At 68.1% G+C, this 19,244-nt stretch carries 13 protein-coding genes; 5 read left to right on the top strand and 8 right to left on the bottom strand.

The window, feature by feature from the left end:
• Nucleotides 1-20 precede the first annotated feature (20 nt).
• Nucleotides 21-2,981 (bottom strand): bifunctional [glutamine synthetase] adenylyltransferase/[glutamine synthetase]-adenylyl-L-tyrosine phosphorylase, encoded by a 2,961-nt coding sequence (locus AAFN89_RS11425; protein WP_347539166.1) that lies wholly within the window; start codon nt 2,979-2,981, stop codon nt 21-23.
• Nucleotides 2,982-3,050: 69 nt separating this feature from the next.
• Between AAFN89_RS11425 and AAFN89_RS11420 the strand changes: the two genes are divergently transcribed.
• Nucleotides 3,051-6,191 carry an AsmA-like C-terminal region-containing protein gene (locus AAFN89_RS11420; protein ID WP_347539164.1) on the top strand — a complete coding sequence of 1,047 codons (3,141 nt, stop codon included), beginning with the start codon at nt 3,051-3,053 and terminating at the stop codon, nt 6,189-6,191.
• 112 nt (nt 6,192-6,303) lie between these two features.
• Complete coding sequence (locus AAFN89_RS11415) at nt 6,304-8,127, top strand: ATP-binding protein (RefSeq protein ID WP_347539162.1); 1,824 nt, start codon at nt 6,304-6,306, stop codon at nt 8,125-8,127.
• 342 nt (nt 8,128-8,469) lie between these two features.
• Here the strand turns inward: AAFN89_RS11415 and AAFN89_RS11410 are convergent, their stop codons facing one another.
• The 4 genes from AAFN89_RS11410 to AAFN89_RS11395 form a co-directional block, all read right to left on the bottom strand.
• Nucleotides 8,470-8,967 carry a PAS domain-containing protein gene (locus AAFN89_RS11410; protein WP_347539160.1) on the bottom strand — a complete coding sequence of 166 codons (498 nt, stop codon included), beginning with the start codon at nt 8,965-8,967 and terminating at the stop codon, nt 8,470-8,472.
• Between the two features lie 153 nt (nt 8,968-9,120).
• Nucleotides 9,121-10,338 (bottom strand): adenylate/guanylate cyclase domain-containing protein, encoded by a 1,218-nt coding sequence (locus AAFN89_RS11405; RefSeq protein WP_347539158.1) that lies wholly within the window; start codon nt 10,336-10,338, stop codon nt 9,121-9,123.
• Between the two features lie 67 nt (nt 10,339-10,405).
• Nucleotides 10,406-11,146, bottom strand: a complete 741-nt coding sequence (locus AAFN89_RS11400) for a hypothetical protein (RefSeq protein WP_347539156.1) — start codon at nt 11,144-11,146, stop codon at nt 10,406-10,408.
• Entirely contained in the window at nt 11,139-11,471 is a 333-nt protein-coding gene (locus AAFN89_RS11395; RefSeq protein WP_347539153.1) for a hypothetical protein, read from the bottom strand. The genes AAFN89_RS11400 and AAFN89_RS11395 overlap by 8 nt, the downstream gene beginning before the upstream one ends.
• A 267-nt stretch (nt 11,472-11,738) precedes the next feature.
• Between AAFN89_RS11395 and AAFN89_RS11390 the strand changes: the two genes are divergently transcribed.
• From AAFN89_RS11390 to AAFN89_RS11380, 3 genes are read left to right on the top strand one after another with little or no spacing between them, the layout of a single operon-like run.
• On the top strand, nt 11,739-14,117 hold the full coding sequence (locus tag AAFN89_RS11390) for a family 16 glycosylhydrolase (RefSeq protein WP_347539302.1): 2,379 nt from the start codon (nt 11,739-11,741) through the stop codon (nt 14,115-14,117).
• On the top strand, nt 14,114-15,796 hold the full coding sequence (locus AAFN89_RS11385; RefSeq protein WP_347539151.1) for a type I secretion system permease/ATPase: 1,683 nt from the start codon (nt 14,114-14,116) through the stop codon (nt 15,794-15,796). Before AAFN89_RS11390 ends, AAFN89_RS11385 begins: the two co-directional genes overlap by 4 nt.
• A gap of 10 nt (nt 15,797-15,806) precedes the next feature.
• Nucleotides 15,807-17,120 (top strand): HlyD family type I secretion periplasmic adaptor subunit, encoded by a 1,314-nt coding sequence (locus tag AAFN89_RS11380; protein WP_347539149.1) that lies wholly within the window; start codon nt 15,807-15,809, stop codon nt 17,118-17,120.
• A 19-nt stretch (nt 17,121-17,139) separates the two neighbouring features.
• On the opposite strand, the gene AAFN89_RS11375 is transcribed toward AAFN89_RS11380, so the two are convergent.
• The 3 genes from AAFN89_RS11375 to AAFN89_RS11365 form a co-directional block, all read right to left on the bottom strand.
• Nucleotides 17,140-17,697: a hypothetical protein gene (locus AAFN89_RS11375; protein WP_347539147.1), complete on the bottom strand. Its 558-nt coding sequence runs from the start codon at nt 17,695-17,697 to the stop codon at nt 17,140-17,142.
• Between the two features lie 20 nt (nt 17,698-17,717).
• Complete coding sequence (locus tag AAFN89_RS11370) at nt 17,718-18,323, bottom strand: flavodoxin family protein (RefSeq protein ID WP_347539146.1); 606 nt, start codon at nt 18,321-18,323, stop codon at nt 17,718-17,720.
• A gap of 100 nt (nt 18,324-18,423) precedes the next feature.
• Nucleotides 18,424-19,221, bottom strand: a complete 798-nt coding sequence (locus AAFN89_RS11365; protein ID WP_347539143.1) for an amino acid ABC transporter ATP-binding protein — start codon at nt 19,219-19,221, stop codon at nt 18,424-18,426.
• Nucleotides 19,222-19,244 lie beyond the last annotated feature (23 nt).

The raw sequence follows: 19,244 nt of genomic DNA, 5'->3' as shown, positions 1-19,244 counted from the left end.
CCGGCCGAGGGCAAGCCCGGTTATCCCGCTGCCCCGGCCACGGCAGGCTCCTCGATCAGCCGGCGGAAATGGCCGTGGGCGCGGTCCAGCGCCGCCGCCAGCATCGCCGCCACCGTCTCGAAATCGGGAGTCTCCGTCTCGTCGCGCAACACGGAGCGGGCCAGAGCCTGCTTCAGCGCGTCGGGCGCCGTCGCGGGGTCGAATGCGCCCTCCACCGTCAACCGGAGGAAAAGTTGAGCCCGCTGGAGCAGCAGCAGCGCCCGCTTGAGGTCTTCGGCCGCCTCTTCCTCCAGTATCCCGGCTTCGGCGAGCCTGCCCAGCGCCGTCGCGGTGTTGGGCGACAGGATGTCGGGATGGTTCGCCGCCTCTCGAAGCTGGAGGTACTGGGCGATGAATTCGATATCCACCATGCCGCCGCGCGTATGCTTCACCTCCCAGATCGGCCGGTCGGGGAACTGCTTCCCGATCCGCCGGCGCATGTCCGCCACGTCGCGCAGCAGGGTGTCGGGATCGCGCCGTCGCGTCAGCACGCCGCGGATCAGCCCCTCCAGCGTCGCCGTCAGTTCCGGCGGTCCGGCGATGATCCGGGCGCGGGTCAGCGCCATATGCTCCCACGTCCACGCGCTCTCGTCGTGATAGCGGGTGAAGGCCTCCAGCGCCGTCGCCACGGGGCCGGCATTGCCGGACGGCCGCAGCCGCATGTCGACGTCATAGAGAGCGCCTTCGGCGGTCGGCGCGGTGATGGCGGCGATGATCCGGTGGATCAGCCGGGCGAAATAGACCGTCGGCGCCAGCGGCTTGTCGCCGTCGGATTCCGGCGGCAATCCGCCGGAATCATAGACCATGATCAGGTCCAGGTCCGACCTGATGGACATCTCCCGCCCGCCCAGCTTTCCCATCGCCATGATCGCCAGTTCCGGCTTGCCGAACCCGCCATGGCGGCGGGCGAATTCCGCCTCCACCTTCGGGGCCAGCGCGCGCAGCGCGACCTCCGCCACGTCGGAGAGGTAGGCCGTCGCCTCCGGCGCGTCGGAGACCCGGCGCAGCACATGGACGCCCGCCCTGAATCGCTGGTCGTTGGTCCAGCGGCGCAGGCTGTTCAGCAAATCCTCGTAATGCAGCGCCGCGGCGATCAAATCCCCAAGATCGCGCTCCAGCACCGGCATCTCGTCCAGCGTCCGCAGGAAGCCGGGCGTCAGCACCGCCTCCAGCAGGTCCGGATTGCGGGAGAGATAATCCGCCAGCCGGTTCGACGTGCCCAGAAGCTCCGCCACCAGGTCCAGCAGGCCGGGATTGGCATGGAACATCGAGAAAAGCTGGATGCCCGCCGGCAGCCGACTGAGAAAGGTGTCCAGCCGCAGCAGGGCGGTGTCCGGGTTCGGCGTGCGCGCCAGCGCCGCCAGCAGGGTCGGCGCCAGCTCCCGCATCAGGTTCCGCGCCCGTTCGCTGCGCACGGCGCGATAGCGGCCGTGTAGCCAGCCGCGCACCAGCCCCAGCACCGCGACCGGGTCGGCGAAGCCCATCGCCGACAGCGCCGCCATCGTGTCCGGATCGTCGTCGCTGCCCGCGAGGTTCAGTCCCGGCGGTCCGGCCAGATCCGGCGTTTCCTCGAACAGTTCCGCATAATGCCGCTCCACGCATTCCAGCGTTTCCCTCAACCGCCGCCGGAAGGCGTCGCCATCCCGGAAGCCCATGAAGGCGCCGATAGCGTCCAACCCTTCGTCGGTTTCCGGCAGGCTGTGGGTCTGCTGATCGTCGATCATCTGCAGCCGGTGCTCCACCCGCCGCAGGAATCCGTAGGCCTCGATCAGATCGTCCACCGTCGCGCGGTCGACCCGGCCTTCCTCGGCCAGCGCCTCCAGGCAGGCGCAGGTCGCCGGCACGCGCAGGCGCGGATTCCGGCCGCCGAAGATAAGCTGCTGGGTCTGGGCGAAGAATTCGATCTCCCGGATGCCGCCGCGCCCCAGCTTGATGTTGTGACCCTTCAGCGCGATCGCCGCATGGCCCTTATGGGCATGAATCTGCCGCTTGATCGCGTGGATGTCCCGGATGGCGGCGAAATCCAGGTTCCGCCGCCACACGAACGGGACCATCATCTTCAGGAAGTCGCGCCCGGCTTCCCTGTCTCCGGCCAGGGGGCGGGCCTTGATCATCGCTGCCCGCTCCCAGTTCTGGGCCATGGCGGCGTAATAGACCTCCGCCGCCGACACCGACACGGCGGGCGGGGTGGCGCCGGGGTCGGGCCGCAACCTGAGATCGGTGCGGAACACGTAGCCCTCGGCAGTTCGCTCCTCCATAATGCGCACCAGGTCGCGGGCGAGCCGGATGAAGGTGTGCGCCATGTCGTCCGGCCGTGAGGTGCGGACGCGCGCGTCGTCATAGAAGATGATCAGATCGATATCGCTGGAATAGTTGAGCTCTCCGCCCCCCAACTTCCCCATGCCGAGCACGATCAGCCCGGACCCCCGCTCCGGCGCGTGCGCGTCGGCAAGGTCGATCGCGCCGCGGTTCGCCGCGTCCCGCAGAAGGTGGCGCGTGGCCGCGCCCAGCGCCGATTCGGCGAAACGGCTCAGCGCGCCGGTCACTTCCTCCAGCGACCATAGCCCGCCTATGTCCGCCAGCGCCGCGGCCGTCGCGACCCGCCGCTTGCCCCGCCGCAGCCCGGCCATCAGCTTCGCCCGGTCGCTCTCCGCGCCCAGACCCTCGGTCTCCGCGATCGCTGTCTCGACCTGGTCCGCGACAGGCCCCTCGATCAACGCATTCAGGAAGGAGGGCTCCTTCAGGATCGCTTCGGTCAGGAACGGGCTGTTGCCGAAGATCGCGTCCAGCATCCGCCGCCCTTCCGGCGCGTCCTCCAGCCCGGCGGCGAAGGAGGCGATCTCCTCGCCCAGCGAGCCTGCGCGCTCCCGCCACCGCTCACGACCCAGACGGGCGCGGTCGGGATCGGCGGGCCGGGGCCAGTCGGGGGCGGTCAGCAGCAAGGTTTCGTCCATCGGTCGGAAAGCGGTCGGGGAAACCCTCCGGCACCCGCGGCGGCGGGTCAAGGCGCGATGATCCGCGGCGTCGCCCGCTTCACGCTGGAAATCGCCGGCGTGCTCATGGCCGGATTCGTCATCCTGGCGGTCATCCTGGCCTGGCGCCTGTCCCAAGGCCCGGTGGAGGTCGATTTCCTGACGCCCTACCTGGAGGATTTCCTGGATGACGGCGCGGTCGAGGTGACGGTCGGCGGCACCAGCCTGCGCTGGGACGGGGTGGAATCGCCCGTGCGGCTGGTCGCCTCGGACGTGACGCTCTACGGCGATGACGGCCAGCCGATCGCGCGGGTGCCGGAGATTTCGGTCGCGGTCAGCGCACACAGCCTCCTGCGGCGGCAGGTCGTCCTCCGCTCGCTGACGGTGGTGGAACCGACATTGCGGGCCGAACGGGCGGAGGATGGCAGCTTCCGCCTCGGCCTCGACGATCTGGACGACGCCTCGGGTTCCGGCGCGCGGGAGGTGGTGGCGGACGTGATCGCCGCCCTGCGCGGCGATCCGGGATATGAGGACCATCCGCTGGCGGGCCTGCGCCGCGTGCGGGTGGAGGATGCGACGATCGTGCTCGACGACCGCATGCTGGACGTGGAATGGACCGCGCCCCGCGCCGATCTGGAGCTTGAGCGGGTGCCCGGCGGCCTTCGCGGCGTCGGCATTGTGGAGGTGATCGTCGACGACAGGATCGCGGCCTTCGGCGTCGACGCCACCCATGATTTCTCCGACGGGTCCAGCCAGGTCCGGCTGCTGGTCCACGATCTCGTGCCGGCGGACCTGGCCGACCTCGACCCCGTGCTGGCGCCGCTCGCCGCGCTGGCGACGCCGGTCCAGGGGACGGTCACGGTCGGGCTCGATTCCCGGCTCGCTCCGACGGGCACCCGGTTCGCCCTCCAGGCCGGGGCGGGCCAGTTGCGGATGGAGGATTTCTTCCCCCAGCCGCTGGGCTTCGCCGGCTTGTCCATGGAGGGATGGATCGATCTGCGCGGCGGCACGCTGGCCGTCGACCAATTCGCGGTCGATCTGGGCGGCCCCCGGATCGAAGGCGCGATGACCGTCGTCGATCGTGCGGGCGTCGTCCATCTTTTCGCCGAAGCCGATCTGCGCGACCTGCCGACCGACCTGCTGGCGACCTATTGGCCGCCCGAACTGGAGAGAGGCGCGCGCGACTGGGTGGTGAAGCATTTGTCTCGAGGGATCGTCCGGCAGGCGACATTGTCGGTCCATGCCGTCGCCGATCAGGACGAACTCACGCAGCCGGCGATCGAAAGCCTCTACGGCGCGATCGCCTTCGACGGGGTGACGGTCGACTATCTGGACGGCATGCCGCCGGTGGTCGATGTCGCCGGGCGCGCCATCTTCGACCCGCACGCCTTCCATATCGACGCCTGGCAGGGGCGTCTGGACGATCTGTCCGTGGTTTCCGGCGATATCGAGATATTGGGGCTGGAGGGCAGCGACGAGACCATAGACATAGAGGTCGTGGCCGGCGGCCCGGTGGCCACCGTGCTGCGGGTGCTGGACAGTCCCCGGCTGGGCTACGCCTCGAAGCTGGGCATCGATCCCGCCACCGCCGGCGGCGTCATGTCGGCCCGCCTGCGCCTCGCCTTCCCGTTGGAGAAGGACCTGTTGATGGAGCAGGTGGCGGTCGCCGCCGCCGCCAACCTCCGCGACGTGCGCGTGCCGGGAATCGCCGTCGGGCTTGACGCCGAAAGCGTCGACGGACGGCTGACGCTGGACGGGCAGGGCATGGATATCGACGGGGAGGGGCTGCTGAACGGCGTCCCTATCGCCTTCGACTGGCGGGAGAATTTCGGCGGCGGCGACTTCCTGACCCGCGTCGACGTGCAGGCGACGCTGGATTCGGCAGGGCTGGCGGCGCTGGGCATTCCCGAGCCCGATGGCTTCCAGGGCGCGATGCCGGTCGACGCCGTCTATACCGATGTCGACCGCGTCACCGCCACCCTGTCGGCGGAGGCCGATCTGGCCGGCGTCGGCTTCGGGATCGACGCCTTCGACTGGTCGAAGCCGGCCGACGCGCCGGGATCGGCGTCGGTCACGCTGGCGCTGCATGAAGGCGCGCTGGACCGTCTGCCTGCCTTCGCCCTCGACGCCGCCGGGCTGACGGTGCGGGGGGAGGCGACGTTCGGGCCGGAGCGGGAACTGCAGGAGGTGGTGCTGGGGGAGGTCGTCTATGGCCTGAATCGCTTCTCCGCGCGGGCGATGGCGCAGGCCGATGGCGGCTATGCGGTGGAGATTCGCGGACCCGCGATCGATGTCAGCCCGTTCTTCGACGGCATGCTGAGCGACGCGCCCGCGCCGGAGGAGGAAGTGGAGGAAGAAACGGAGGACGGCCCGCCCCTCCAGATAACCCTCGCGGTGGGGGAGGTGATCGTCGCGGAAGGCCGCTCGCTCTATCAGGCGACCGGCGCGCTGGTGCGGTCGCCTGACGGAGGGGACGGGTGGGATCTGATCGACCTCGCCGCCGCCACCGACACCGGCGGCGCGCTGCGCGTCTTCTACGGCGACGATGGCGGCGGCCTGCGACTCAACGTGGAGGCGGAGGATGCCGGGGCCGCGCTGCGCACCTTCGGACTGGCCGAAACGGTGTTCGGCGGGCGGCTCCGGATCGTCGGGCGCGCCACCGGGATGGATGCGACCGGGGAGGTAGAGGCCTTCGCCGGCGACGTGCTGATGGAGGATTTCCGGGTGGTGCGGGCGCCGGGGCTGGCTCAGCTTCTCTCCGCCCTGTCGCTGCCTGGCCTCGGCAACCTCCTGACCACGGACGGCATCGTCTTCGACCGGCTGGTCGGCCAGTACCGGCTGGCGAACGGCTTGCTCAGCCTGTCGGATGTACGTACCTCGGGCGGGGCGATGGGGCTGACGCTGGCCGGCAATGTCGATCTCAATACCGACACCGTCGATGTCGAAGGCACCATCGTGCCGCTTTACGGCGTCAACCAGTTGATCGGCGCGATACCGATCCTGGGAGATATCCTGACCGGCGGCGAAGGGCAGGGCGTCTTCGCCTTCACCTATGGGGTGGAGGGGCCGCTGGCCCAGCCGACGGTTACGGTCAATCCGCTGGCCGTCCTGGCGCCGGGTTTCCTTCGCAACCTCTTCTTCCTGGAGGGCGACGGCTCCACCGCTCCGCCGCCGGAATAGACGGCCGCGCCGGGCCCCTTTCAGGAACCTTCCCACCGGCTATTAGTTTTGGCTTAAGCTTTCGCTGCCTCTATTGGAGGTGTTCACCAGCCGGGGAAGTGGGTTCCAGACCGTGATCGTTGCGGCCATCCCTAGCGATGAGGAAGCGCGCTGCCGCGCCGTTCACCGCTGCGACCTCTCCGCGGCGGGGCGGGACGGGCCGCTCAATCGCATCGCCGCCATGGCGGCCCGGCTTCTGGACGTTCCCATCGCCCAGATCTCGCTGATCGACCGCGAGGAGCAGCGGATCGTGGCCGCCCATGGCTGGCCCGCCACCCGCCTCAGCCGCCGCCAGTCCTTCTGCGCCCACGCCATCCTGAAGCCGGATGTGATGGTGCTGCCGGACGCCGCCGCGGACTCCCGGTTCCGCCGCAATCCGATGGTCACCGACGCTCCCGGCATCCGCTTCTACGCCGCCGTCCCCTTGCGCGATCCGGCCGGCTACCCGATCGGCGCGCTGTGCGTGATCGACACCAAACCCAGGGCCGGCCTCACCGACGATCAGCGCACGGCGCTGGTCGATCTGGCGCACCTGGCCTGCGGCCTGCTGGTCCGCCCGCCCACGCCGGTCAGCCTGACCGGCGGCCGGCACGACGATGAGGGCGATCCCTGGGTCCAGCGGCGGTTGAGCGAGGCGCTGGTGGATTTGACCCGCCAGCGATCGCTCTCCGAAGGCCGGTTCCAGGACACCTGCCGGGAGGTCGCGGTCAAGATCGCAGCCGTCCTGGGCATCGCCCGTGTCGGGGTCTGGCTCTTCGACGACAGCCGGATCGCCATGGAGGCGATCTATGTCCACGACCGGGACCCTTCCCGTCCCGGAACCGGCATGACGATCCACGCGGTCGACTATCCGCGCTATTTCACCAGCCTTGAGATGGGTCGGTGGCTGGACGCGTCCGACGCCGTCAACGACGACCGGACGTCGGAACTGGCCGAACCTTATCTCAAGCCCCTCGGCATCGCCTCGTTGCTCGACATCCCGATCAGGGTGGCTTCCGGCGTCGCCGGCGTGATGTGCATCGAAAATGTCGGCGCCGTGCGGGAATGGACGTGGGACGAACAGACCTTCGCCGCCGCGGCGGGCGACCTCCTGTCCCTGGCGCTGGAGGCGCGGGACCGCGTGGCCGCCCTGGCGCTGCTCAGGGAGGCGAAGGAGACGGCGGAGGCCGCCAACCGCGCCAAGACCGAATTCCTCGCCAATATGAGCCATGAGCTTCGGACGCCGCTCAACGCGGTGATCGGCTTCTCGGAGATCATCGCGAGCGAGATGTTCGGCCCCAGCCCGCGCTACGCCGACTATGCGCGCGACATCCACGGCAGCGCCACCCATCTGCTGTCGATCATCTCCGACATTCTCGACATGGCGAAGCTGGAGGCCCGGAAGACCCGGCCGGTGGAGGAGATCTTCCCGCTCTGGGAGGCGGTGTCTTTCGCCGAAACGCTGATGGCCGACCGCGCGCGCGACGCGGGCGTCGATCTCGTCACGGTCCGCCCGCCCCGCTCGCTCGGCTTCCGCGGCGACCGGCGGATGATTCAGCAGGTGCTGCTCAATCTCCTGTCCAACGCCGTGAAGTTCAGCGACCCCGGCGACCGGGTCATTGTCGAGGTCGCCATCGTGGAGGTCGGCGACGATGATGAGGGGCTGGTCGTGCGGGTGGTCGATCAGGGCATCGGCATCGCGGAGGACGACATAGAGCGCATCCAGCAACCCTTCGGCCAGGTCGACAGCTTCGCCGCCAGGGCCCATGCCGGCACCGGGCTCGGCCTGTCGATCAGCCGCGGGCTGGTCGATTTGCATGACGGACGGCTGGAAATCAGCAGCACGCTCGGCGAAGGGACGACAGTGACGGTGCGCTTCCCGGCCGCCCGGGTCCGCCGGATCGCCGAAGTCGCCTGATTGTCCCGCTGGCGCCGCTTGGTGACTAATATATTGTAATTGTTGGTCATTCCGGACTTGATCCGGAATCCATAGGCCCCCACCGCTTCACCGACGGCGAAGAGCGGACGCCGCCCCTGCTTCCATCGCCGTCCCATGGATGCTGGATCAAGTCCAGCATGACGTTCTTCTTATTGGTCATTCCGGATCGGCGTCTGAAATGCCCTTGTTTTTGTTGGTCATTCCTGACTTGATCCGGAATCCATGCGCCCCCGCCGCTTCACCGACGGCGAAGAGCGGACGCCGCCCCTGCTTCCATCGCCGTCCCATGGATGCCGGATCAAGTCCAGCATGACGTACTTCTTACCCCCGCAGCCGCATGGCGAAGGCGGTTGCGTCGATCTGGATGGCATAACCGCCCACGGCGTTCATCCCGACCAGAAGCTGCTCCACCTCGATCCCCTTCACGGTCAGGGGCAGGATCAGCTTCTCCACCCGCAGATAATCCTTGCGGACCATCTGGCGGCCGGGGATGTGCAGTGGCGCGCGTGAATGGAAGGCTTCCCGGTATTCCCGCAGAAGCGGCGCCGCCTCCTCCTCCGGCAGGTCGGTGACGCGCAGGCCGGTCAGGTCGCGGCCCCACAACGTCGTCAGATGGGTGCCGTGCAGCCGGTAGATGAAGTCCGGCTCTTCGGCCTCGCCGTCGACAACCTCCAGCACCATCAGGTTGCCCAGCCAGGGCCTCAGAGCCTCCGTCGGGAAATCGGCGCGGGTGGGAAGGCCACCTTCCGGCCGCAGCCGCTCCCATCGGCCGGCCAGATCGGCGAGGGAATTCGCGGGCGACGGCGAAGGGTCTGTCATGGCGGCCTCTCGGCGGTCTCTTCGAGCCACCCTGTCCCGGAGTCCAAGGCTGGGCCCGCCGGCATCCATCCTGGATCCGACCCTGAAAGTCTGACACATCCGCCGGAGCAAATAAATTCAAATTTAGTAAATTACCGAAACGACCGACGCCTTTCAGCCCCGTTCCGGATCGATCGTGAACAGCTCCTGCGGGCGCGCCACCCCGCGAAGGGCGTAGCGGCCCAGCGAGACCAACTGGTCCCGGCTCTCGCCGGCCAATTTGGCGAAGGAGGAGGACAGGATGACGTTCTGCTCCAGCGACCGGCACATGGCGCTGATCCGGCTGGCCTCGTTCACCGCCGGGCCGACGACGGTGAAATCCAGCCGGTCGACGCCGCCGACATTGCCGTAGAAAACGGCGCCGACATGCAGGGCCAGATAGGCGTCGCTGACCGGCTGCCCCTCGGCCGTGCGACGGAGATTCAACGCGTCCACCCGCTCCCGCATCGCCTTGGCCGCGTCCAGCGATCGGCGGCAGGCCGCCGGGATATCGCCATCCACCGGGAAGAAGGCGAACACGCCGTCGCCGATGAATTTCAGGACCTGGCCGCCATGATCGTGGATGGATGTCACGATGGCCTCGGCATAATCGTTCAGCAGCGGGATGACCAGTTCGGGCTCGACGGAATCGACGATCCCGGTGAAGCCGCGCAAATCGCTGAACCACAGCACCGCCTTGATCTTCTCCGCCACGCCCCGTCCGATGGATCCGCGCAGCACCCGCTGTCCGGCGTCGCGGCCCAGATAGGTGTCGACCAGCGTCTCCAGGATTCGGCCCAGCGAGATGCTCCTGAGGGACGCGGCCAGCACCGGGATGAGCCGGTCCAGCATCGCGATGTCGTCATCGGTGAAGCCGTCGGCCCGGTCGGTCGCCCAGGAGGAATAGATGCAGTCCATCTCCCCGATCACGGCGTTCTGGCCCAGCTGCGTGGCGTAGGCGACATAGTCGGTGCAGCCCTGCGCCGACAGTTCCTCCAGGATCGGGAAATCCGCCGGTTCGTTTCGCCGTTCCCCGCACCGCCGGCGGAGCCGCTTCTCGTTCCGTTCCAGAAGATAATGGAACGGGCTGCGCAGCCAGACCTCTTCCGACGCCTTCAGGTCGGACCGTACATAAGACCCCTCATGCACGCTCTCCTTGGCGCTGTGCCAGGTGAAGCCGCGGCCGCCCAGAACCGGGTGCAGCGTGTCCGACGCCGCCGACACGCGCCAGAGCGGCAGGCCGGCCGCCGTCAGCCGCTCCGCCAGGCCTTGCAGCAACGCTCCCTCCGTCATGCCCTCCAGGCTGGCCGAGGCGATCCACTGGTTGAGGTCGAGCAGGGTTTCGCTGCGCATGACGGCCGCCATCGATATGAAGGAAGAAAATCCGGGTTCTCCCAAATGGCGCGGGACGGGGCCGGATTCAACCGTCTCCGAACCGTTCGCTGTAGGCCGCCACCTCGATGGCCAGCACGTCGCGGCTGTGGCGGACGCGCCCGACCTTCTCGGCCATGTAGCGCTGCGTGTTGCTCTCGCTGCATTCGGGCGTTTCGGAAAGCGCGACGAAGGCCATTCGCTCCTCGATCGTCGCCACCATCTCCGGCGTCACGATATCGGGCAGCGCCCTTCTCTCGGCGACGTCCACGCGGTATTGGCCGCCATGGCAGAAATCGGCATAGGCGACATGTTCGTTGAGGTCGCCCAGCATGGAAGCGTAGCGGTTGACGATGTCGTTTTCGACATACGCCCGGTCGTTGTCGGCGACAATGTTCCGGGCCATCTGCTCCGTCTCCTCGTTCAGCCCCTCATAGGAAACCGGCGGCAGCGGCGGCTTTCCCGTGACGGCCGTCCGGATGCCGTCGAGGCTCACCAGCCCCGCCGACAGCGGAAGCTGGATCACGCAGACCGCCATGGTGATTCCCGCCAGCGTCGACCGCAGCGCGCGGTTTCCTCCGGTGGCGGCGAGGGACCGCCAGGCGAAGATTATCCCGGCGACCGCCAGCCCCAGCCCCAGAAGGTTCAGGCTGGATTCCGACACCACCTCGCCGTTCACCTCGACCCGGCTGGTCGATCCGCCGAACAGCGCGAAGGGCAGCAGGCCCATGGCAAGGGCGAGCAGCGGTTTGACGATGTCCCGCTTCGTGTCCGTGGGTTGATCAGCCATCTCCCATTCCACCCTTTCTTGATTGTCGGGAACTCGATGCGCGGCGGCGGAAGGCCCGTATCGCCGCCCATGCCGCCAGGCCCAGCCAGATCGCCGCCGTCGCCAGCATGCCCGGCCAGACGACCAGGATCAGCCATCCGGTCATCATGGCGACATGGAGGAACGGACCGAAATCCAGCCCCCGGACCATGCAGGGATGCGGCGCGACCTCGTCGACACGGCATCCAAGGCTGGATGACGCGACATTGGCGACCACCAGCCCCAGGAAGGGCAGCCATGAGACGAGGGTGACGGCGACCAGCGCTACCAGAAGGAAAGTTCTCAAAAGATCTCATTTCCCGTGGCGACGCGCGGCGCGCGAGTTGGGCGGGCCAGCCAAACGCTCAGGGTTGCGGTCCGGTTCCTTCCTCTGCGTGCAATCCAGCATAAAGTAAAGATGAGTCATTTTGAATATCTGTTTAGTATTTAAACTTTAGAGAAAACTCATTCTATAAAAATAGTTGCATCGTTAAGAATCGTTAACCAATCTGTTCCAGAATAAATCAAATAGATAAAACGCTATCTTCTCAAGAGAGGGTTGATCTTGCAGGTTATGAATCGCGTTTCCGCGCCGGCGGCCGACGGCGTCTTCGATCCTCGGTTCGTTCTCAGCCAGGAGGAGGACGGCGATAGCCATCAGACAACCGCCAATTCCATCGGCGAGGGTCTGACGCTGACCGGCGATGACCTTCAGATCGATGGCGTATCCGGCAGTGCGAAGGTGCGCTTCAGCCCGATGGAATGGGGCGGGTGGGAAGCCCGGCTCCTGTCCTCATGGGCCAGCGTTCGCACCATCGAGGTGACCGACGGCGACGCCGGCAAGGTGACCGTCAACAATTTCGTCCAGGCCGCAGTGACGCTCGGCGGCGACGGCGATTCCACGGTCTCCGTCTTCGGCGTCAAGCGTGGCGCGGTCCAGACGGGTGAGGGCGACGACTGGATCGACGTGGCGGCCTTCAGCAATGGCGGCGGGTCCTCCAACCTGTTCAGTTTGCTGACCGGCGGCGGCGACGATGAGATGACGCTGCGCGGCTACCAGACCTTCACCCGGGGACATGTCGACGCCGGGACGGGAAACGACCGCATCATCCTGATGAATGACGGGAACGACCATGTGGATGGCGGGCAGGGCGACGATTTCATCTCCACGGCCGGCGGTCGCGACATGGTCGACGGCGGGGCGGGGCAGGATGTCCTGACCCTGGAGGGCACGCTCGCCGACTATGATTTCGCGGCCGACGAGACGACGCTCTATATCCGCTCCCGCGACGGGTCGGGGATCGAGGTCGCGCACGCCGTGACGGGGGTGGAGACGCTGCGCTTCGGCGACGGCGACGAATCCGTGGCCGCGTTGCGGGATGAGGTCGGGGTCACGCCCGATGCCTCCCACCTCCTGCTCGACCTCGACCTCTCCGGCTATGCGATGGTCTTCGCCGACGAATTCGACAGTTTCGATCGGCTGGATGGCGGCGGGGGAACGTGGAAGACGGAGTTCTATTTCGGCGGCCGCTGGCTCGACCGGAACGGCGAGGAGCAATTCTACGTCGATGAGGACTATGCCGGCCCTTCGGGAGATTTGCTCGGCATCGACCCGTTCAGCGTCGAGGACGGCGTCCTGTCGATCGAGGCGCGCCCCACCGACCCCGCCATCCAGGACCAGATCGACGGCCAGAACTACACCTCCGGGCTGATCACCAGCGAAGCGGTCTTCGCCCAGACCTACGGCTATTTCGAGATGCGGGCCCAGCTGCCGGAAGGGCAGGGGCTGTGGCCCGCCTTCTGGCTGTTGCCGACTTCCGGCGAGTGGCCGCCCGAGATCGATATCTTCGAGGTGCTGGGCCATGAGCCCGGCCGCATCTGGCAGGGCGTCCATGGCGCGAACATCCCGATCGACTCCCATACCGGGGTCGACACCTCCGACGGCTTCCATACCTACGGGCTGGAATGGACGGAAGAGACGATCACCTGGTTCGTCGACGGCCTCCAGACCCGGCAGGTGGAGAACTTCATCCACGAACCGATGTACATCCTGGCGAACCTGGCCGTCGGCGGAGACTGGCCGGGATCGCCGGGTGAGGACACGGAATTCCCGGCGGAATTCCTGATCGACTATATCCGCGCCTGGTCCAAGGCCCCGCCGGCGGAGGCCGAGACCGACCCGGCCTCCCTCTCCCTCGCCCATGGCGGGACGGAGGCGTTCTCGACATTGGCCGATCCGGGCCGGCGGATGACGCTCGACCAGGACGATCTCGGGCGCGCGGCGACGGTGGAGGTCGCGGTGGCGGCCGACGGCGCGGTCGATATCGACCTCGTCAGCGCCTGGAACAGCCTCAGCACCGCGACCGTGACGGATTCCGACGAGGCCGATGTCTCGATCGACAATTTCGTGCAGGCGGATGTGGCGCTGGGCGATGGCGGGAATTCCACCATCTCCATCACCGACGCCAAGCGGGGAACGATCTCCACCGGCGATGGCGACGACGAGATCTCCATCGTCGCCAGAAGCAACGGCGACGACTGGTCGAACCGCTACGGCAACAGCTTCCTGATCGACAGCGGCGAAGGCGACGACCTGATCGATGTGCGCGGCAGCGGCCGCTACACCGAATTCACGATCGATGCCGGGGCGGGCGACGACCGGATCGTGCTTGCGAACGGCGACGATCATGAGATCGATGGCGGCGAAGGGAACGACACGATCCTCGCCGGCTCCGGCGCGGAGACCTTCATCTTCCGCTCAGGCAGCGGCCAGGATCGGATCGAGGACTTCGATCCCGCCGAGGATCGTCTGGCCCTCGATGCGCCGGACCGGTCCGGCCTTTCGCTCGCGGCGTCCGGCGAGGATCTGCTGGTCAGCGTCGGCGATGCGTCGGTCACGCTCGTCGGCGGCGCGGACTGGGCGCTGACGCCGGAGGACATCCTGCTGGCATGACCGGACGGCCGCCTCTCGCCGACGCCGCCGCCCAGATTCGCCATGCCCTGATCGCGGTCGGCGGCGTCAGTCTGTTCGTCAATCTGCTGATGCTCGTCTCGCCGCTCTACATGATGCAGGTCTTCGACCGCGTGCTGGCGAGCGGCCGTGTCGAAACGCTGCTCTACCTGACCGCGGTCGCGATCTTCGCCCTTGCGGTGCTGGCCGCGCTCGATCATCTGCGCGGCCGGGCGCTCGTCGGGACTGGCCTCTGGCTAGACCGGAAGCTGGGGTCGGAGATCGTCCGCGCGTCGGCCGCCGTCGGCGCGCGGGACGGGCAGGGCTTGCGCGATCTGGCGACGGTGCGGTCCTTCATCGGCGGCCCGTCCATTCACCCGCTGCTCGACGCGCCCTGGGCGCCGCTCTTCGTCGCGGTGATGGCGCTGCTGCATCCCTGGCTGGGGCTGACGGCGCTGCTCGCGGCGCTCCTCCTCTTCGCGCTCGGCTGGGCGAACGACAGGATCGCCCGCGCGCCGTCGCGTCGTGCCGGGCAATCCGCCATCTCCGCGCAGGACCAGGCCGATTCCGCGCTGCGCAACGCCGATACCGTCCGCGCCATGGGGATGCTGCCGGCGGTGCTGCGGCGCTGGGCCACGTTCAATGAGGACAGCCTGAACCTTCAGGCCTTGGCCGCCGGCCGCGCCGGGCTGGTGCTGGCCGCCGCGCGGTTCGTCCGTCTGGCGGTCCAGATCCTCGTGCTGGGCCTCGGCGCGTTCCTGGTGCTGCGGAACGAACTGACGCCCGGTGGGATGATCGCCGGGTCGATCCTCCTCGGCAGGGCGCTCGCCCCCGTCGAACAGGCGATCGGCTCTTGGCGCAGCGCGACCGCTGCCCGCGTCGCTTATGGCCGGATGCGCGACCTGCTCGCCGCCGCGCCGCCGCCGGCGCAGCCGATGCGCCTGCCGCCCGCCAAGGGACATGTGACGGTGGAGGGAGTGGGTTATGCCCCGCCGGGCGCGGATCGGCCGGTCCTCCACGATATCGGATTTTCCCTTTCGCCGGGAGAGTGCCTGGGCGTCATCGGCCCCTCGGCGTCGGGCAAATCGACCCTCTGCCGCCTGCTGGCGGGATCGCTGGTCCCCGGTCGGGGGCATGTCCGGCTGGACGGGGCGGAGCTGCACCATTGGGGCGAGGCCGGCCGCGCACGCCATGTCGGTTATCTGCCGCAGGAGGTCGAGCTGTTCCGGGGCACGGTCAGGGACAACATCGCGCGACTGGACGTTCCCGACCCCGACCTGGTCGTGGAGGCCGCCCAGCTGGCCGGCGTGCACGGGATGATCCTCGGCCTGCCCGACGCCTATGAGACGGAGATCGGCCCCGGCGGCGCGTTCCTCTCCGGCGGCCAGCGGCAGCGCATCGCGCTCGCCCGCGCCATCTACCGCCGGCCGGCCCTGCTGGTGCTGGACGAGGCGTCGTCGAACCTGGATGCGGAGGGAGAGGCGGCCCTGCGCGCCTGCCTCGCCCAACTCAAGCAGGAGGGGACGACCATCGTCACCGTCGCCCATCGCCCGGCGGCGCTGGAACAGGCGGACCGCATCCTCGTCCTTAGCGACGGCAGAATCGATCTCCATGGCGACCGCGCCGCTGTTCTGGCTGAGCTCGCGCCGCGCGGCCCGGTTCGCGTGGCGTCGGTCGGGTGAGGATGGTCCCATGGCGATGATCGAACACGTCCCCGCGCCGCCGCCCCTTCTGGTGCAGCTTCGCCGGCCGCTGCTGGTCGCGGCGGCGGTGATCGCGCTCTTCTTCGGTGGGTTCGGGATCTGGTCCGTGACCGCGACCCTCGCCAGCGCCGCGCTCGCGCCCGGAACCGTCAGCCCGGACGGCAGCCGCCGCACGGTCCAGCATCTGGAAGGCGGCATCATCGCGGATATCCGCGTCGCTGAAGGATCGCATGTCCAGGCGGGCGACGTGCTGATGGTGCTGGAGGATGTTTCGGCCGACGCCTCGGTCGACCTGCTGATCGGCCGCCGGCGAGCGCTGGCGGCGGCGCGGGCCCGGCTGGCGGCGGAGGAGGCGGGCGATCCCGCGATCTCCTTCCCCGCATGGCTGTCGGAGGATGGGGCGGCCGCCGACATCCTGGCCGCGGAACGCGACCGCTTCGCCGCCCGCCGCGCCTCCCGTGCCGGGCTGGTCGAGGTGATGGAGCGCCGGATCGCCCAATACCGCGCCGAAATCGCGGGGCTGGAGGTGCAGATCGACGCCCGGACCCTCCAGCTCGACCTGATCGCTGAGGAGATCGCGGCCGTCCGCACCCTGCTGGACCAGGGGCTGGAGCGGCGGCCGCGCCTGCTGGCCCTTCAGCGCACGGAAGCCGACATCATGGCCGCCCGCGCGGAGAACCGGGCCGGCATCGCCCGCGCCCGCCAGGCGATCGCCCAGACGGAGGCGGAGATTCTCAATCTCGACCGCCAGGCGCGGGAGGAAGCGACGGCGGAGCTGGCCGGCATCCGGGCGGAACTGTCGGCCGTGCGTGACCGGCTGCGCGCCGCCCGCGACGTGCTGACCCGCACGACCATCACCGCCCCGCTGGACGGGGAGGTGGTCGATCTCCGCTTCACCACGCTGGGCGGGGTCGTCGGGGCGGGAGAGCCGATCCTGGACATCGTCCCGGCGGACGAGGAATTGCTGGTCGAAGCGCGGATCGCGCCGACGGACATCGATGCCGTCCATCCGGGTCTGGAGGCGCGTGTGATTCTCTCGTCCTACGCCCAGCGTAACCTGCCGCGCCTGTCCGGGACCGTCCGAACCGTCTCCGCCGACGCCCTGATCGACGAGGCGACGGGACGGACCTATTACCTCGCGCGGATTTCGGTGGATGAGGACGATCTGGCCGCGCTCGACGGCGTCGAACTCGTCCCCGGCATGCCGGCGGAGGTGGCCGTGGTCACCGGCGAAAGGACGCCCTTCGACTATCTGGCCGACCCGTTCCTCGACAGCTTCCGGCGCGCCTTCAAGGAAGGTTGAGGCCGGCTCAGGCGCCGGCTCAGGCGGATTTCGCGCGCCGCGAAGGTCTCTTCTTCATGGGGCTCTCCTCATCGTTCTCCTTCTTCTCCTGCTCCTCGGCCCTGGCTTCCTCCTGCGGGCCGCCCATCTCCCGCTCCGCGCCGGCGCTCAGCCGCTGATAGACGCCGAGCCCGACCACCAGCGCCACGCCGCCGAACAGCAGCAGCGTGGGGTAGAGCATCATCCTCATGTCTTCCTTGCTGGCCTGGAAGACGGAAACCAGCGCCTCCAGGAACACCGCGATGGCGATTGTGGAGATGAACTTGGTCATGCTCCGCCGCGCCTCGCCGGTGCGCCGCATCTCGCGGCCACGGACCGCCTCTTCCTCCAGCAGGTATTTGGCGACGTCGAAGACGGCGATGGCGATGATCGTGTAGCCCACCGCGTCCAGCAGGGTCGACCCCACGCTCATTTCGGGCACCCGGAAGGCATGCAGCACCTGGCTTCCGGCGAAGACCATCAGCCCGCCGGCAAGGAGCATCAGGGCGATGCTGGCCAGCCCGAACACCGTCCGCGATACAAGTTCCACGAAATCCACCCCTTTATCCCCGGATCAGGTCAGGACGATCCGGGATATTCATGGCTTGAGAGCAGGCGCGCAAGATGGCTCGCATTGCGGACCATCATGGCGGTCGCCGATTCCACCTTGTCGGGGACTTCCGGCAGGTCCTTGAAGTCGGTGCCGCCCATCGCCTCGCCGACCCAATAGGTCACCGCATTGGCCGGGATGGTGAAGCCAACGTCGCTCAGCGCCTGGTAAAGTTCCGCCGACACGTGATGCGCTCCATCCTCGTTGCCCACCACCGCGACCGCCGCGACGCGCCCGTAGGAAACCATGCGCCCCTTGTCGTCTGTTTCGCTGAGGAAGGCGTCCATCCGCTCCAGCACCCGCTTGCAGATGGAGGAAGGCTGGCCCAGCCAGATCGGCGTGCCCAGCAGCAGGATGCGCGCCTCCAGGATGCGCGACCGCAGCGCCGGCCAGTCGTCGCCCTCGCCCTCGTCGGAGGTGACGCCCGGCAGGATGTTGTGGTCGGCGACCCGGACAATCTCCCCCTCGAACCCCTGCTCCTCGAACTTCCCCAGCGCCTGCGCCAGCAGCAGGTTGGTGGAGGAGGGGGTGTCGGACGATTTCAGCGAACAGTTGAGGGCCAGGACCTTGGTCATGATCGGGAACTTCCGGTTGTGGTGCGACTGCCCCCGGAATGGCCTTGCCCGGCGATGGTTCCCCTGGGGGCCGGTCGACCTCCTCACCCCCGACGGCGGCTCACGCCCCGATGAACCGGCGAAGCGTCTCGGACCGCGGCGTCTGGAATATCTCTCCCGGCGTTCCCTGCTCGGCGACAAGCCCCTGGTCGAAAAACAGGATGCGTGCCGAAACGTCCCGGGCGAATGCCATTTCATGCGTCACCACGACCATTGTCCGCCCCTCTTCGGCCAGCGTCCGAATGACCCTGAGGACCTCGCCGACCAGTTCCGGGTCAAGCGCGGAGGTCGGCTCGTCGAACAGCAGGATCTCCGGCTCCATGCACAGGGCGCGCGCGATCGCCACCCGCTGCTGCTGCCCGCCGGAGAGGTGGGCGGGATAGGCATCGCGCTTGTCGGGAAGACCAACCTTGTCCAGATAGCCTTCTGCCCTTTCCCGCGCCTCGCCTTTCGAAACGCCCTTCACCGTCACCGGGCCGATGACGAGATTCTTCATCACCGTCATGTGGGGCCAGAGATTGAAGCTCTGGAACACCATCCCGATCCTCGCCCTGGCCTGCTCGACCCGCTTCTGCCCACGCACGCGGGGATGGCCGCCGCGATAGTCCAAGGGCAAGGGATCGCCGCCGATCTCGATGGCGCCGCGGCTGGGAAGCTCCAGAAGGTTCAGGCAGCGGAGGAACGTGCTCTTTCCCGAACCGCTTCCGCCGATGATGGAGATCACTTCCCCCTTCCGGGCGGTGAAATCGATTCCCTTGAGCACATGCAGCGCACCGAAGCTCTTGTGAAGCCCGATCGTGCGGAGCGCCGCGCCGGTCGGCCCGTCCCGATGCGGATCGGCGGCGTTCCGATCATCCATTCCGAAGATATCCCAGATCGTTC

Origin of the sequence: Inquilinus sp. CAU 1745 (assembly GCF_039839375.1) — a bacterium.
Taxonomy (GTDB): Bacteria; Pseudomonadota; Alphaproteobacteria; order DSM-16000; family Inquilinaceae; genus JBDOQU01.
The sequence above is the reverse complement of the archived record's forward strand: the minus strand, read 5'-3'. Positions and strand labels throughout refer to the sequence as shown.